Origin of the sequence: Pseudomonas sp. NFACC25 (assembly GCF_900100935.1) — a bacterium.
GTDB lineage: Bacteria > Pseudomonadota > Gammaproteobacteria > Pseudomonadales > Pseudomonadaceae > Aquipseudomonas > Aquipseudomonas marginalis.
On sequence record NZ_FMUC01000008.1, the window covers coordinates 40,330 to 55,077 of the forward strand.

Below are 14,748 nucleotides of genomic sequence, written 5' to 3' on the forward strand. Positions count from 1 at the left end.
ATGGCCCGTGGGGTTAACAAAGTCATATTGGTCGGTACATGCGGCCAGGATCCCGAAGTTCGCTACTTGCCTAACGGTAACGCCGTGACCAACCTGAGTCTGGCGACCAGCGAACAGTGGACCGACAAGCAGACCGGCCAGAAGGTCGAGAAAACCGAATGGCACCGTGTGTCGATGTTCGGCAAGGTGGCAGAGATCGCCGGTGAATACCTGCGCAAAGGTTCGCAGGTCTACATCGAAGGCAAGCTGCAAACCCGCGAGTGGGAAAAAGACGGCATCAAGCGTTACACCACTGAAATCGTGGTCGACATGCAAGGCACCATGCAACTGCTGGGCGGTCGTCCACAGGGTGACCAACAAGGCCAGGGCGGTATGTCCAACTCGGCACCGCGTCCACAGCAGTCGCGTCCGCAGCCAAGCCAGCAGCCACAGCGTGAGTCGCGTCCAGCGCCGCAACAGGCCGCTCCGCAGCCAGCTCCGGATTTCGACAGCTTTGATGACGATATTCCGTTCTAGGATATCGCTCGGCGCAATCCGTATAGCTTTCCCAAAAAGCCCCGTGAGCCCTGCTCTCGGGGCTTTTTTGTAATTTCGTGATGCATGAAGCTGCACCCGCAACGGATTAAATGATGGGATGGACGATCGCTGGCCCTGGCATTTGTCCTCAGGGGCCACTCGATTTAGGCTGTAACCCACTTCCACAGAACAAGGAGAGCCGCGATGACCTGGTCTGCCAAGCAATACACGATGTTTGAACAACAACGCACTCGTCCGGTACGTGACCTGGTCGCGGCCATTCCGAATACCGCGGTGCACACAGCGGTGGACCTGGGTTGCGGCCCCGGCAACTCCACCCAGGTATTGGCCGAGCGTTTCCCGCAGGCGCAGGTGACGGGCCTGGACAGTTCCGAGGATATGCTGGTCGACGCCCGCAAGCGCCTGCCCGCGCTGAACTTTGAGCTGGCGGACATCGGAGCCTGGAGTCCGTCGCAGCCATTCGACGTGATCCTTGCCAACGCCTCGCTGCAATGGCTGCCAAACCACGCCACGCTCTATCCGCATCTGGTCGACCAGTTGACGCCTGGCGGCACGCTCGCCGTACAAACCCCGGACAACCTCAATGAACCCGCCCACCGGCTGGCGCGCGAAGTGGCGGCAGATGGCCCATGGGCGGCAAAGATCGGCGCGTTCCAACACAATGAGCGCCACTCGGTGAGCTACTACTACGAGTTGCTGAGCCAACACTGCAGTACCGTGGATGTGTGGCACACCACGTACCAGCACCCGCTGTCGGATCATGCCGCTGTGGTGGAGTGGTTCAAGGGCTCGGGCTTGCGACCCTTTCTCGCGCCACTGACCGATAGCGAAAAAGCCGCTTTCCTACAGGAATACCAGGCGCGGATTACACAGGCTTATCCAGCACTAGGCGATGGCACTGTATTACTGCCCTTCCCGCGCCTGTTTATCATCGCGACCCGCTGACGGCACAGAAGCAAGCAGCGCTTACGCCGCTGCTGCTTGCGCCTTCAAATACTCATCCGCCGACACCACGCCTGCGTAGCCAAATGCCAACGACGCCATATATGCGCCATGCACCTGCGCCGCCGGAATCACCTGCCCATTGAACTCCAGATCGCGGGTGGCGCATGCGTCATGAATCACCGTGACCTTGTAGCCCAGGTCCGCTGCGGCCCGCACCACCGCATCGATGCACATATGGCTCATGCTGCCGACCACCACCAGTTCGGTGATGCTGCGCTGTTCCAGAAGGGCGCGTAGAGGGGTTTCGCGGAACGCATTGACGAAATGTTTAAGCACCACCGGCTCGCTGCCCTCGTTCAGCACCTTGGGGTGCAAATAGGCGCCCTCAGAGTTCGGCGTGAAAAACGGTGCATCCTCGGACGTGAACTCATGGCGCACATGAATCACTGCCTCCCCGTTCTGGCGAAACGCCTGGAGCACCTGCGCAGCCTTGTCCGCGGCGGCTTCCACGCCATCGAGCGGCCACTTGCCTTGAGGGAAGTAGTCGTTCTGGATATCGATTAGGATGAGCGCTTGCTTGGCCATGGGTATTGCCTCGTGATGGGTTGATGGGGCCAGTATGTTAGCTGGCGCCGGGGCGGGGGATTGGCTGCACCGACAATAACAGGGGGAAAACTGACAATGGCGGTTGTTGAGCTGGGCGTGTTGATCTACCACGGTGCGCAGTTGGCAGCGGTGCATGGGCTGACCGATCTGTTCGGTGTCGCCAACCGGATCGCCGCCGAGCATCAATCCGCACAGCTGCCGTTGCTGCGGGTGAGCCACTGGCAGGTGGATGGCGATGGTATACCCACGCGGGTATTCGACAGCCACCCAGGGCCTGAGCAACCGATGATGGCGGTGCTGGTGCCGCCTTCAATCGGCGAGTTCACCGAAGACCAGGCGCCGCCTGCACTGCTCGAGTGGATTCGTCAGCAACACGCTGCGGGCACCGTGCTCGGTGGCGTGTGCATCGGTTCGATCCTGCTGGCGCGCAGTGGGTTGTTGGATGGGCGTAGCGCCACTACCCATTGGTCTTCCGCCAAGTCCTTTGCCGCACGTTACCCTGCTGTGCGCCTGGAAGCGGATAAGCCCATCGTCGATGACGGCGACCTGATCACCACCGCCGGGCTGATGGCCTGGTCCGAGCTGGGCCTGCGCCTGGTCGACCGCCTGATGGGCCCCAGCGTCGCCGCCGCTACCGCGCGTTTCCTGGTGATCGAGCACAGCGACAGTGCCAGCCAGTGCGGCAGCAACTTTGCGCCGATCCTCAGCCATGGCGATGTGGCCATCCTCAAGGTCCAGCATTGGTTGCAAGCCAGTGGCGCGGTGGATGTGTCCGTGGCCGCCATGGCGCAAGAGGCGGGGCTGGAAGAGCGCACGTTCCTACGGCGTTTTCGCAGTGCCACGGGATTGAAACCCACCGAATACTGCCAGCATTTGCGCGTCGGCAAAGCGCGGCAAATGCTGGAGTTCACCACCGCCACCATCGACCACATCGCCTGGACCGTGGGGTATCAGGACCCTGGTGCGTTTCGCGCCACCTTCAAGAAGATCACCGGTTTGGCCCCCAGTGATTACCGCAGCCGTTTTGGCGTGTGAATCGTGCAGAACGCCCCACGGTCAAGGGGGTGTCGTGCAGAATAATACAGGCCAACTGCTATCGCTTTTTGCGCAAGTGATTGATTTCAAACCCCTCACTTTTGAACCTGCCTTGGCCTGATCCCTGCAACCTTCCACCCACACACATGGCGGGATGGCCAAGGGGGATGCATGACCCCGACTCAACGCAAGAAATGGGTAGTCGCTCACTCCACGCGAGAGGGCGCTCCCCGGCATGAAGTCGAAACCAACCGAGCCCTTGCGCGCTGGCTGGCGCAAATCCTTGGGCTCAAGTACGGCGGTGATTACGATCCACGCAAACACGCCGGCCGTGAACGCTACCTGCTTCCCACGCAAACACTGATTGGCCCTGCACAGGCGCTGGCCCTTGATATCAAGGGTCCCGAAGACCTGTGGGGCGGTTATGTGGAGCATGATTTCATCGGCACCAAAGCCATCAGTCACGGCCTGCTGGGGCCGGACGCCGCGGCCCCCGAAGGCTGGTCGCCCTTGTTCTGCGAGCGCGTGCGCGACGTTGTGCTGGACGGCCTGAGCGTATTTGCGCTCAACGATGCACGGGAAGCCGCCAAACGCCTGCTCTACAGCGGGCCGATCCGCCTGAAGCCGGTGCATGCCTGCGCCGGGCGCGGCCAAGAGGTTATCCACAGCCTGGATGAGTTCGAGGCCGTGCTGGCGCGCCCCGAAGCGGCCCGGATGTTCAGCGAAGGCGTCGTGCTGGAACAAGACCTGCACGATGTGGTCACCCATAGTGTGGGCCAGAGTTTTATCGGCGATCACGTCATCAGCTACTGCGGCGAGCAATACCTGACCCAGGACGGACAGGGCGAGGAAGTCTACGGTGGCTCCAACCTGTTGGTGGTGCCTGGCGGTTATGACGATTTGCTCAAGCTCGAGCTGCCCGGCGACGTGCGCCAAGCCATCGAGCAAGCCCAGGTCTTCGACGCGGCCGCCGATGAGGCTTACCCGGGTTTCTACGCGTCCCGGCGCAACTACGATATCGCCCAGGGCCTCGACAGCGACGGCCAGCGGCGCAGTGGTGTGCTTGAACAATCCTGGCGCATGGGTGGCGCCAGCAGCGCGGAAGTCGCGGCGCTGCAGAGCTTTATCAACCACCCGGGCCTCAAGGCCATTCAGGTGTCTTCGGTAGAAACCTACGTGGACCAGGCGCTGCCCGCGGATGCTATCGAGGTGTACCGAGGCCCGGCGGAAAACAGCGACTTTCTTCTCAAGTACGTGACGGTCAAATCTTATGACGGCTAGAAGCGAAAGCATTGCGATCGACATCGACGACGAACAGATGAGCGGCACGTTCCTCAGCCCCAAATCGAAGGTGCCGGGGGTGTTATTCGTGCACGGCTGGGGCGGTAGCCAGGAGCGCGACCTGGAGCGCGCCAAAGGTATCGCCGGCCTGGGATGCGTGTGCCTGACGTTCGATCTGCGTGGCCACGCGGGCACAGGTATCCCGTTGTCCCGCGTCACCCGGGAAGACAACCTGCGCGATCTGCTGGCGGCCTACGACCGACTGCTCTCGCACCCGGCCATCGACACCTCGGCGGTGGCGGTGGTGGGCACCAGCTATGGCGGCTACCTGGCGGCGATTCTCACCTCATTGCGCCCGGTGCGCTGGCTGGCGCTGCGCGTGCCGGCGCTGTACCGCGACCAGGAATGGCTCAAGCCCAAGCGTGACCTCGATAAGGCCGACCTGATGGATTACCGCAGCACCCTGGTGCACGCCGAAACCAACCGCGCGCTGCAGGCCTGCGCGCAATTTACCGGTGATGTGCTGATTGTCGAATCGGAAACCGACGACCATGTGCCCCACGCCACCATCATGAGCTACCGCGCGGCGTGCCAGCACACGCACTCCCTGACGCACCGCATCATCGATGGTGCCGACCACTCCCTGAGCGATCCAGTGTCACAACAGGCCTATACCTCGATCCTGGTGGACTGGATCACCGAGATGGTGGTGGGGGAACGGTTGAGCATCATCCAGTCCCAGTAACGCGGTCATGCCGGTGTTTTCTTCACCCGTAGCGCCTTGGCTTTGGCCTCGACACCGAGGTACATCACCAGGGCGATCAGCAGCGGCAGGATAAAGTAGATGGCCCGATAGGCGATCAGCCCGGCCAGCAAACTGCCGCGCGACGCTTCATGTTGCAGCAGTGCGATAAACACCGCTTCCAGTACCCCGAGCCCGGCGGGGATATGGGTGATGACACCGGCGATCGCGCTGATCAACAGCACGCCCAGCACCAGCGGGTAGTCCAGCTTGGCGGGCAACAAGGTGAAAATCACCGCGGCCATCAGCGACCAGTTCAACGCGCCCAATGCCAACTGCAGGCACGCCATGCGCAGCGACGGCAGGTTGATCTCGATGCCGCGAATCGACCATGCACGCTTTGTCGAGAATTGGCACGCCGCCAGATAGCCCAGGCTGGCCAGCACCAACAGCACACCCACGCCCTGCAGGGCGCCGCTGCTGAGCTTCCAGCCCGGCGGCATGGTCACCAGGCCGCTGCTGAACACCACCCCGGCCAATGCCATATAGCCGAACCAATTGGTGGCCAGGCTCAGCCCGAGAATCTTGGCGATATTGCCGGTGCTCACCCCCAGCCGCGAATACAGCCGATAGCGCATGGCGATTCCGCCGACCCAGGCACTCAGGTTCAGATTGAACGCATAGCTGATGATGCCGACCGGCAGGATCTGCTTCCAGCGCAGCGGTTGGCGAATGTAGGTGCGGCCGATCAAGTCGAAGCAGGCGTAGACGATAAAGCTGCACAACGTCAGCGTGCCCGCGATCAGCAGGGTGCGCAGCTTGAAATCGCCCAGGGTCTGAAACACTTCGCTCCAGTCGATACGCCTTGCGAGCAGGGTGAACAGCACGATCAGCAACAGGAAGAACGCCACGGTCAGCGGTTTCTTCCAGCGCTTGAAGCGTGAATCGCTGGCTTCAGATGTCATGGGTGCGAGCCTCGAAGGGTTTCAACCGTGGCTTGTGCGCCGGCAACCAGCCGGTCAGCGCGGGGAAGTGGCGCATCACATGGAACACCAGGAAACCGACGGTCAATCGCCATAGCCACAGGCGCGGCTTGCGGTTTTCCGGCATGGTCTGGCAATGCTCCTTGGCGAGTGCGTCCAGGCGTTCGTACAGTTGCTGATTGAACGCCCGGTCACGAATCAGCACGTTGGCCTCCAGGTTCAGCGACAGGCTCAACGGGTCGAGGTTGCTCGAACCCACGGTGCTCCACTCGTCATCCACCAGCGCAACCTTGCCGTGCAGCGGGCGTTGGCAATATTCATGAATCACCACGCCATCCTTGAGCAAGTAGTCGTAGAGCATGCGCGCGGCCAGCTTGGCCAGCAGCACATCGGGCTGGCCCTGCATGATCAATTGCACCTTCACGCCACGGCGCGCCGCATTGCGGATCTCGCGCAGCAGGCGGTAACCGGGGAAGAAGTAGGCATTGGCAATCACCGCGCGTTCCCGGGCTTTGCTCAAGGCATGGATGTAGGCCTCTTCAATGTCGTCGCGGTGTTGCAGATTGTCGCGGTAAATCAGGCGCACCAGGCCGTCGCCTGTATCGGTCGGCCAAGGCGATGGCCGTTGCTGGCGCCGTCGCCAACCGCGCCGCGTGCGCACCTGGCGACCGCTTTGGGCGAGGGCGAAATGATGCAGGTCGGCCACCGCCGGGCCTATCACCTGCACCGCGTAATCCTGCTTGGCCTCGGGGCCGAAATCCCCCAGGTGATCGGCAGAAAAATTGATCCCGCCGATAAACGCCACGGCGGCATCCACCACCACGATCTTGCGGTGCAGGCGGCGAAACCAGTTGGTGCGAATACCCAGGGTCTTGGACGCCGGATCAAACATCTGCACGGCCACCCCGGCCTGGGCCAATTCGCCGAGAAAAGCGGGGCTCAGTTCGCCGCAGCCAAAGCCATCCAGGCTGACCACCACCTTGACCCCACGCTGCGCCGCGTCGATCAAGATGCGTTGCAGCTCATGGCCGACCTTGTCTTCGAAGAGGATAAAGGTCTCCAGCAGGATCTCCCGCTGTGCCCCGCGCAAGGCGTCGAACACTTTGGGAAAGTAGGCCTCGCCGTTCTCCAGCAACGCGAGCCGGTTGTCAGGCTGCCAGCCGTAATCGAGGTCGCGGGCCTTGGCTTCATCCGGCGGCTGGTCGGTAGCAATGTGCTCAACGGCAATGTTCATAGTTCAATCTCCACCGACAGGGGCACGTGGTCTGACAGATGGGACCAAGGGCGGGTGGTCAGCACCTTGGGGTTATGAATCTTTAGATTGCGCACATAGATGCGGTCCAGTGCCAGCAGCGGCAAGCGCGCCGGAAAGGTGCGTGCGGGTTTGCCGTGGGCCTGCATGAAGACTTCCTGCAGGCCGCTTCGGCTGAGGTCGGCGCGTTGGCGCCAGTCATTGAAATCGCCGGCTACCACCAACGGCGCATCCGCCGGGATCTCGCTGATACGCTGCTCCAGCAAGCGCAATTGCTGCTGGCGATGCACCTCGCGCAAGCCCAGGTGGATGCAGATCGCATGCACTTCCTGTCCGGTGCCAGGCAAGCGCAGCACGCAATGCAACAGACCACGGTTTTCATGGCCGCTTTGGGAAATATCGAGGTTGTCGTAGCGCACGATCTGGAATTTCGACAGCAACGCATTGCCATGGTCGCCATGGGGGTAGACCGCGTTGCGCCCGTAGGCGAACTGCGGCCAGATGCTGTCGGCGAGGAACTCGTACTGCGGCATGTTCGGCCAGTCGCTGTAGCGCTGGGGATGGCGCTCGTGGGTGCCGTGGATTTCCTGCAGGAACACCATATCAGCGCCCACACTGCGCACCGCTTCGCGCAGCTCGGGCAGGATGAAACGTCGATTCAAGGCGGTGAAGCCCTTGTGGATATTGACCGTCAGCACCGTGAAGCGAGTGATGGCGACGCTAGGGGTGATGGGCACCCAGTCGGGGATCGCAGCCATGATTGCTCCTGTGAAAGAGTGAGGGGCCTGACCCCCGTTTATGGCTGACTGCGATTTTTGGCCGAAAGTTTCCACTGTCCTACAGGCGGCATAAACCCATTTGGATCGGTGTCCGGCAATAAGCAGGGGAACGATCAGTGCTCAAATCCGTCAGTTCCTTACAGACCCTTCTGAAGGAGCCCGGTGTTTTGCTGAATCTAAAGACTGCATTACTGCTCGGCGCGCTGCTGTTCTGCGGCAGCGGCGCACTGTACGCCGCGGCCACCGCGCCGGAGCCCGAGGCGCCGGCAAAGCCGGAGTTGCTGGTGGAGGGTGGATTGCTCGGTGCCATCAGTTCCAGCATCGATGATGTGCAGAACAAGCTCGACCTCAATCAGAACCTCGTTGATGCCTGGCGCTTGCGCGCGGATCGCGCGGCGGATGAAGTCGGCCGGTTGGTTGACCAGACGTCGGAGCGTTCGCCGTGGAGCGTGGCCGGCGACTTCCTGCTGCTGTCCAGTGTGTGGATTGGCGCCTTCGCGCTGTTGACGTTGCTGGGGCGCTTTATCGTGCGGCGCTTGAACCGGCGCCCGTTCGTCGAGCGCCGCGGGCGCCTGCAAGGCGTACTGGGTTATGTGGTGCCCTACACGATCCCGGCGCTGATCTGCCTGCCGCTGACGCTCTATGTCAGTCACTTCCTGCCCACGTCCATAGGCCGCGCCCTGGCGCTGTGCTTTGCCTATGCGACCAGCAGCGGCATCTTCTCCACGTCGATGCTGCTGTGCGTGATTGTGATGTTCAACGTCGGCCATAAGCGGCCGGCGGTGCAGATCATTCGCGACTACTGCCCCAAGCCGCTGTTTCTGATCGGCTTCCTCGCCGCCCTCAGCGACGCCCTGACCAGTCCACAGATCGCCCGCCAGCTCGGCGGCAATATCACCAGCAGTATCGCGGTGTTTACCGGCCTGTTCGCGGCGGTGATCTTTGGCGTGCTGGTGGTGCGCCTGCGCCGCCCGGTGGCCCACCTGATCCGTAATCGACCGCTGGCCCAGCGCCTGAAACACCCGGCGTTGCAGCAGTCGCTGCGGGTATTTTCCGGCCTTTGGTACTGGCCCATCCTGTTGATGGTGCTGGTCTCGGCGATCAACCTGATCGGCGCCGGCGACGACAACCAGAAAGCCCTGCGCTGCGCGCTGTTCACCACGATTCTGTTGATCGGCACGGTATTCCTGAGCACGGTGCTGCAACACCTGTTCAAGTCCCGCAGCCAAGTGGCGATCCAGCGCAGCAGTGCCTACAAGGAGCGTTTTCTCAGCCTCTTGCACGCGATCCTGCGTATCGTCATGGCCATCGCCTTTATCGAAATCCTCGGGCGCATCTGGGGCGTATCGCTGTTCGAATTTGCCCAGCGCAACTCGGTAGGCCGTGCGATCAGCGACTCCCTCAGCAGCATCGGCCTGATCCTGTTGATGACCTGGTTGTTCTGGGTCGTACTCGACACGGCGATCCAGGAAGCGCTGAAACCGCCGGTGAACAAACGCTCCAATCGCCAGCCCAGCACAAGGGTGAAGACCATCCTGCCGCTGCTGCGCAATGCGATCAAAATCATCCTGGTGGTGATCTGCGCAATTACCACCATGGCCAACCTCGGCATCAACGTCGCGCCGTTGCTGGCGGGGGCCGGTGTGGTCGGCCTGGCGATTGGTTTCGGATCCCAGCAATTGGTGCAGGACGTGATCACCGGCCTGTTCATCATCATCGAAGACACCTTGTCCATCGGCGACTGGGTGGTGCTTGATTCCGGCCACGCCGGCACCGTCGAAGGCCTGACCATCCGCACCCTGCGCCTGCGCGATGGCAAGGGGTTCGTGCATTCGGTGCCGTTCGGGCAGATCAAGGCGGTCACCAACCAGTCGCGGCAATTTGCCTATGCGTTCTTCTCGGTGCAGTTCACCTACGACACCGATGTGGACAAGGCCGTGGAGCTGATCCGCGAGGCCGGGCAGTCGATCCGCGACGATGTGTTCCTCAAGTACAACCTGCAAGGGCCGCTGGAGGTGTTTGGCGTCGACAAGATGGACCTCAATGGCGTGGTGCTCACGGCGCAGTTTCGTACTGTGTCGGGTGGGCAATACGCGGTGAGCCGTGCGTTCAACCAGCGTTTGAAAAAGCTTGTGGATAACTGTGATGCGGTGCACTTCGCGCAGACTTATCCACAGCAGGTTTTGTTGCCCAAGCGTACATCCCAGGTGGATGAGCCGGATGAAGAGGTGCCGGCGTCGGTGGTGTTGACGGAGCAGCCCAGGCCTCAATGAGGCCCTCAAATTCAATGCCTGATCAACTTCTCCTGCACCGCCTGCTGATCCACCTCCAGCAACACCTGCTGCTTGCCGGCGACCATCACCGCCGCCGGCAACCCATCCCGATACACAACCCGATTCCCACTCACCGCCGGCACCTTGCTGCCCGGTAACAATGTGCCCACCAGGTTCAGCGGGTCAGCCCCGCACACGGCGATCAAACTCCCGTCATGGGGGCGGCGCCGCACCTCGCGCAGCAACGGGATCGCCTCCGGCAACGCAAACTGCTCACCCGCCAGCCCGCTGACAAACCGCCCACCGCGAATCTCACCCCGGGCTTCCAGCCGATGGAATGTGCGCAGCAGTTCGCGCCAACTCGGCAACCAATCCGCCTCGCGCTCCAGCAAGCGCCAGAACACCACGCCATAACGGCGCAGCAAGGTCATCGCCACATGTTCCAGGGTCTCGGCCGAGTGCGGGCCGGCAGCGGTCGAGGGGCGGCGAATCAGTGCCCAGCGCCCGGCATCGTCCATGCCGCCGATAAACGCCCCACGCCCGCGCCGACTGCTGCGCGCCTGGCGCTTGCTGGCCGGGGTGGTCAGTGCGCGTAAGCCGGCAAAGCTGTCGGCATTCACCAGGCCGGCGCCGACCAGTTCCTGCAAGGCGGTTTCCAGTTCGCTGCGCAGCAGATGGGCTTCGTGCACCAGCTCATCGAAAAACAGCGCGCCGTGTTCGCGCAAGGCCAGGTGGACTTTCTGCGCCTTGGGCGACAGCGTCGTGCTGTCGGTGGGTTCGGTGAGCCCGCTCCACAATGCCACCTGGCTGCGCGGCAACAGCACCACCGGCGTACTGCGCAGGGCGATGGCGCCGGACTTGTTGCTCAAGCGCGTCCACACCAGCCTGCCACTGCGGCACAGCTCGTCGAGCCAGGTCGATGAGTAATCCTTGAGCCGCGCACTGAGCAGGTCACTGTCCCAGGCCGACGTGGCGGCGGCGTAGCCTTCGAACTGGCCTACAATCTGCGGCAGCATCGCGTTGCCCTGGCCCCGCGTGCTGTCGGACAGATGCTGCCAATCGAACAGGAAGCGCATGAAATCCTGCAGAGCCACCGGCTCGATTTCCCGGCGCAGGCGCTTGACCGTGTAGCGATGAATGCGGGCGAGCAGATGCCGTTCGCACCATTGTTCCTCGAGTGCGCCGGGGCTGAAGCGACCGCGCAGCACGTAGCCTTCCTGCTCCAGGCGGGCCAGCGCCTGGGTAACGTCGGCCAGCGGGAGGGCCAGTGGCGCGGCGATCTCGATAATGCTCTGCGGGCCGAAGCCACCGAGGCGTGCACGCAGCACCTCGACGAGTGCGTCGTCAAAGGTCCAGGGCTCATCGAAGCCGGGGAGCAACGGCAAGTTGTTAGGGTAGATCGCCTGCAAACACCCCAGGCGCTCCACCGCGACCCACAGGCCATTGGACAATTGAAAGGCGCGGCCAGCCTTGGCCAAGGCGTTCAGCCACTCGGCCCATGGCGCCGTGACTTCGTGACTGGTGATGCACGCCAGGCTCATCAGTGCCTCATGCATTTCATCCACGCCATGGGGCGCCGGCCAGGCCTCTTCGCGCACGCCGGCGATGGCGTCCGCATCCAGTGCGCCGAGGTCGTCGGTGCTCTGCGGGTCGCTCCAACGGCGGTTGAGCACGGCCTGGGTGCGGCGTTCTTCCAGCGGTGCATCGTCGAGAAAGGTGTAGGGGCGCGCGCTGAGGATTTCGGCGGCCATGGGCGAGGGCGCCGGCAGGTCGCGGCTGATCAAGCGCACTTCGCCGCGCTCCATGCGCCGCAGCAAGGCAAGCCAGGCGTCGCTGTCCATGGCTTCGTGCAGGCAGTCATCGAGGGTTTGTTCCACCAGCGGGTGCTCGGGCACTTCGCGTTCGCCGGCGAGGTTTTCCAGGCAGGCGATCTGGTCGGGGAACACACTGGCGATCAGGTCTTCGCTCTTCATACGCTGCAGCTGCGGCGCCACTTTGCGTCCGCCGGTAAAGCGCGGCAGCGCCAGGGCCACGCCGGCGTTCCAGCGCCAGCGCACGCCGAACAGCGGCGCATCCAGCACCGCCTGGATCAGCAGGTGTTCAGCACTGTGGCTGTTGAGGTAACGCCACACCTCATCCAGCTCGAAACTGTGGCTGGTGGATAGCGACAGCACGATCGCATTTTCGCTGGCTGCCGCCTGCAATTCGAAATTGAAGGTGCGGCAAAAACGCTTGCGCAACGCCAGGCCCCAGGCCCGGTTGATGCGGCTGCCGAACGGCGTGTGGATGATCAACTGGGTGCCGCCGGATTCGTCGAAAAACCGCTCCATGATCAACGTGTCCCGGGACGGCAACGCGCCGAGGGCCAGGCGCGCGCGGGCCAGGTAGTCGAGGATCTGTTCGGCGCTGGCGCGGTTCAGGCCAAGGGTGCCGGTGAGCCACTCTTGCGCCGGTTGCAGGTCGCCGGGGCTGGCGCTGAGCAGGGTGTCGAGTTGCCCCTGCAAACGCGCGACCGCGGCGGATAACTCATTGCTGCGCCCTGGCGCTTCGCCGAGCCAGAACGGAATGGTCGGCGGCTGGCCATGGGCGTCTTCGACCCGCACTTTGCCGGCTTCGACTCGCAAGATCCTGTAGGACGTATTACCAAGCTGGAAGATATCCCCGGCGATGCTTTCCACCGCGAAGTCTTCGTTGACGCTGCCGATGTTCAGGCTCTGGGGTTCGAGCAACACACTGTAGTCGGCGTTGTCGGGGATGGTGCCGCCGCTGGTCACGGCGGTCAGCCTGGCGCCACGGCGACCGCGCAGGGTGCGGGTCAGGGCATCGCGGTGCAGGTACGCGCTGCGGATACCCTGGCGCCCGTTGTAGCCGTCGGCGAGCATCTGCAACAGCGCCTGGTAGTGGCGTTCATCCAGGGTGGCGTAGGGCGCGGCGCGGTGGATCAGGTCGAGCAGGACCTGCTCCGGCCACTCCTGGGCACTGACCTCGGCGATGATCTGCTGGGCCAGCACGTCCAGGGGCGCCACCGGGATCTGCAAGGTGTCCAGTTCTCCCCGCCGCACACAATCGAGCAGGGCGGCGCATTCGATCAGATCGTCGCGGGTGGTGGCGAACAGGCGCCCCTTGGGCGTGCCGCCGACCTGGTGCCCGGAGCGGCCCACCCGTTGCAGAAAGCCGTTGATGGAGCCCGGCGAACCGATCTGGCACACCAAATCGACATCGCCGATATCAATCCCCAGCTCCAGTGACGCGGTGGCGATCAGCACTTGCAACTCGCCGGCCTTGAGCCGTTGCTCGGCATCCAGGCGCATTTCCTTGGCCAGGCTGCCGTGGTGGGCGGCCACGGCGCTCTTGCCCAGGCGCTCGCTCAGGTGCCGAGCCAGGCGTTCGGCCAGGCGCCGGGTGTTGACGAAGATCAGCGTGGTGCGGTGCTCACGGGCAAGGGCGGCGAGGCGGTCGTAGACCAGCTCCCAGACATCGTTGGCCATCACCGCCGACAGCGGCACCGGCGGAACTTCGATATCCAGGTCGCGGGGGCGGGCATGGCCGATGTCGACGATGTCGCACGTTCGCTCAGTGCCCACCAGAAAGCGCGACACGGCTTCAATGGGTTTTTGCGTGGCCGACAGACCGATGCGGGTCAGCGGCTCGGCGCACAAGCCTTGCAGGCGCTCCAGGCTCAGGGCCAGGTGGCTGCCGCGTTTGCTGGCGGCGATGGCGTGGATTTCATCGACGATCACCGTGCGCGCGCTGGCCAGCATCTGCCGGCCGGAGTCCGAGCCCAGCAGCACGTAGAGCGATTCCGGTGTGGTCACGAGGATATGCGGCGGGCGCTTGCGCATCTGTGCGCGGTCTTTCTGCGGGGTATCGCCGGTGCGCACGGCGGTGCGGATCACCAGTGGCGGCAGGCCCAGGCGCTGCAAATGCTCGGTGATCCCGGCCAGCGGGGTTTGCAGGTTGATCTGGATATCGTTGGACAGCGCCTTGAGCGGCGACACATACACCACCAGCGTCTCGTCCGGCAGTTGCCCGCCGTTGGCCAGGCCCTGGTGAACCAGGTCATCGAGCACCGCGAGGAACGCCGTCAGCGTCTTGCCGGAGCCGGTGGGCGCTGCGATCAGCGTCGAGCGGCGCTGGCGGATCAGCGGCCACGCCTGGGCCTGGGCGCTGGTCACCGAAGGGAAGGTGTGGCGGAACCAGGTGCTGACGGCGGGGTGGAAGCCGTTCAATACCGTGTCGGTTGATTCAGGAAGGTTCATGCCTAAGTTATGCGGCCCGCTCCAACAAGTTGCAACCCCGCACTTTATCCGTGACG

At 63.2% G+C, this 14,748-nt stretch carries 11 protein-coding genes; 6 read left to right on the top strand and 5 right to left on the bottom strand.

Translation table 11 applies throughout. From position 1 onward, the window contains the following. The gene (locus tag BLQ09_RS18610) at positions 1-516 is read left to right on the top strand and encodes a single-stranded DNA-binding protein (protein WP_003232445.1); all 516 of its coding nucleotides are present in this window, start codon (positions 1-3) and stop codon (positions 514-516) included. A gap of 204 nt (positions 517-720) precedes the next feature. After that, positions 721-1,482 (top strand): trans-aconitate 2-methyltransferase, encoded by a 762-nt coding sequence (gene tam, locus BLQ09_RS18615; protein ID WP_027605169.1) that lies wholly within the window; start codon positions 721-723, stop codon positions 1,480-1,482. 21 nt (positions 1,483-1,503) lie between these two features. Here tam and BLQ09_RS18620 read toward each other — a convergent pair whose 3' ends face one another. Then, positions 1,504-2,067, bottom strand: coding sequence for a cysteine hydrolase family protein (locus tag BLQ09_RS18620; protein ID WP_027605170.1), 564 nt, complete (start codon positions 2,065-2,067; stop codon positions 1,504-1,506). 96 nt (positions 2,068-2,163) lie between these two features. On the opposite strand from BLQ09_RS18620, the gene BLQ09_RS18625 reads away from it, so the two are divergent. From BLQ09_RS18625 to BLQ09_RS18635, 3 genes are all read left to right on the top strand, one after another. After that, positions 2,164-3,123 (top strand): GlxA family transcriptional regulator, encoded by a 960-nt coding sequence (locus BLQ09_RS18625; protein ID WP_092358186.1) that lies wholly within the window; start codon positions 2,164-2,166, stop codon positions 3,121-3,123. Positions 3,124-3,294: 171 nt separating this feature from the next. After that, positions 3,295-4,404, top strand: a complete 1,110-nt coding sequence (locus BLQ09_RS18630) for a DUF3182 family protein (RefSeq protein WP_027605172.1) — start codon at positions 3,295-3,297, stop codon at positions 4,402-4,404. Then, positions 4,394-5,149, top strand: coding sequence for an alpha/beta hydrolase family protein (locus BLQ09_RS18635; RefSeq protein WP_027605173.1), 756 nt, complete (start codon positions 4,394-4,396; stop codon positions 5,147-5,149). Before BLQ09_RS18630 ends, BLQ09_RS18635 begins: the two co-directional genes overlap by 11 nt. A 5-nt stretch (positions 5,150-5,154) precedes the next feature. Here BLQ09_RS18635 and BLQ09_RS18640 read toward each other — a convergent pair whose 3' ends face one another. The 3 genes from BLQ09_RS18640 to BLQ09_RS18650 are packed head-to-tail and all read right to left on the bottom strand — an operon-like array spanning position 5,155 to position 8,139. Then, positions 5,155-6,111 (bottom strand): lysylphosphatidylglycerol synthase domain-containing protein, encoded by a 957-nt coding sequence (locus BLQ09_RS18640; protein WP_027605174.1) that lies wholly within the window; start codon positions 6,109-6,111, stop codon positions 5,155-5,157. Continuing rightward, entirely contained in the window at positions 6,101-7,363 is a 1,263-nt protein-coding gene (gene clsB / locus BLQ09_RS18645) for a cardiolipin synthase ClsB (RefSeq protein WP_092358188.1), read from the bottom strand. Before clsB ends, BLQ09_RS18640 begins: the two co-directional genes overlap by 11 nt. Beyond that, complete coding sequence (locus tag BLQ09_RS18650) at positions 7,360-8,139, bottom strand: endonuclease/exonuclease/phosphatase family protein (RefSeq protein ID WP_092358190.1); 780 nt, start codon at positions 8,137-8,139, stop codon at positions 7,360-7,362. The genes clsB and BLQ09_RS18650 overlap by 4 nt, the downstream gene beginning before the upstream one ends. Positions 8,140-8,327: 188 nt before the next feature. Here BLQ09_RS18650 and BLQ09_RS18655 point away from each other — a divergent pair, with 188 nt between their 5' ends. Then, on the top strand, positions 8,328-10,433 hold the full coding sequence (locus BLQ09_RS18655) for a mechanosensitive ion channel family protein (protein WP_027605178.1): 2,106 nt from the start codon (positions 8,328-8,330) through the stop codon (positions 10,431-10,433). 11 nt (positions 10,434-10,444) lie between these two features. On the opposite strand, the gene BLQ09_RS18660 is transcribed toward BLQ09_RS18655, so the two are convergent. Beyond that, on the bottom strand, positions 10,445-14,692 hold the full coding sequence (locus BLQ09_RS18660; RefSeq protein ID WP_092358192.1) for a DEAD/DEAH box helicase: 4,248 nt from the start codon (positions 14,690-14,692) through the stop codon (positions 10,445-10,447). Positions 14,693-14,748 lie beyond the last annotated feature (56 nt).

Excerpts from the sequence above, each read along its gene's own strand:
- BLQ09_RS18650 (WP_092358190.1), bottom strand. The coding sequence starts at position 8,139 with ATGGCTGCGATCCCCGACTGGGTGCCCATCACCCCTAGCGTCGCCATC.
- BLQ09_RS18660 (WP_092358192.1), bottom strand. The coding sequence starts at position 14,692 with ATGAACCTTCCTGAATCAACCGACACGGTATTGAACGGCTTCCACCCC.
- BLQ09_RS18635 (WP_027605173.1), top strand. The coding sequence starts at position 4,394 with ATGACGGCTAGAAGCGAAAGCATTGCGATCGACATCGACGACGAACAG.
- BLQ09_RS18620 (WP_027605170.1), bottom strand. The coding sequence starts at position 2,067 with ATGGCCAAGCAAGCGCTCATCCTAATCGATATCCAGAACGACTACTTC.
- clsB (WP_092358188.1), bottom strand. The coding sequence starts at position 7,363 with ATGAACATTGCCGTTGAGCACATTGCTACCGACCAGCCGCCGGATGAA.
- BLQ09_RS18610 (WP_003232445.1), top strand. The coding sequence starts at position 1 with ATGGCCCGTGGGGTTAACAAAGTCATATTGGTCGGTACATGCGGCCAG.
- BLQ09_RS18640 (WP_027605174.1), bottom strand. The coding sequence starts at position 6,111 with ATGACATCTGAAGCCAGCGATTCACGCTTCAAGCGCTGGAAGAAACCG.
- BLQ09_RS18625 (WP_092358186.1), top strand. The coding sequence starts at position 2,164 with ATGGCGGTTGTTGAGCTGGGCGTGTTGATCTACCACGGTGCGCAGTTG.
- BLQ09_RS18630 (WP_027605172.1), top strand. The coding sequence starts at position 3,295 with ATGACCCCGACTCAACGCAAGAAATGGGTAGTCGCTCACTCCACGCGA.
- tam (WP_027605169.1), top strand. The coding sequence starts at position 721 with ATGACCTGGTCTGCCAAGCAATACACGATGTTTGAACAACAACGCACT.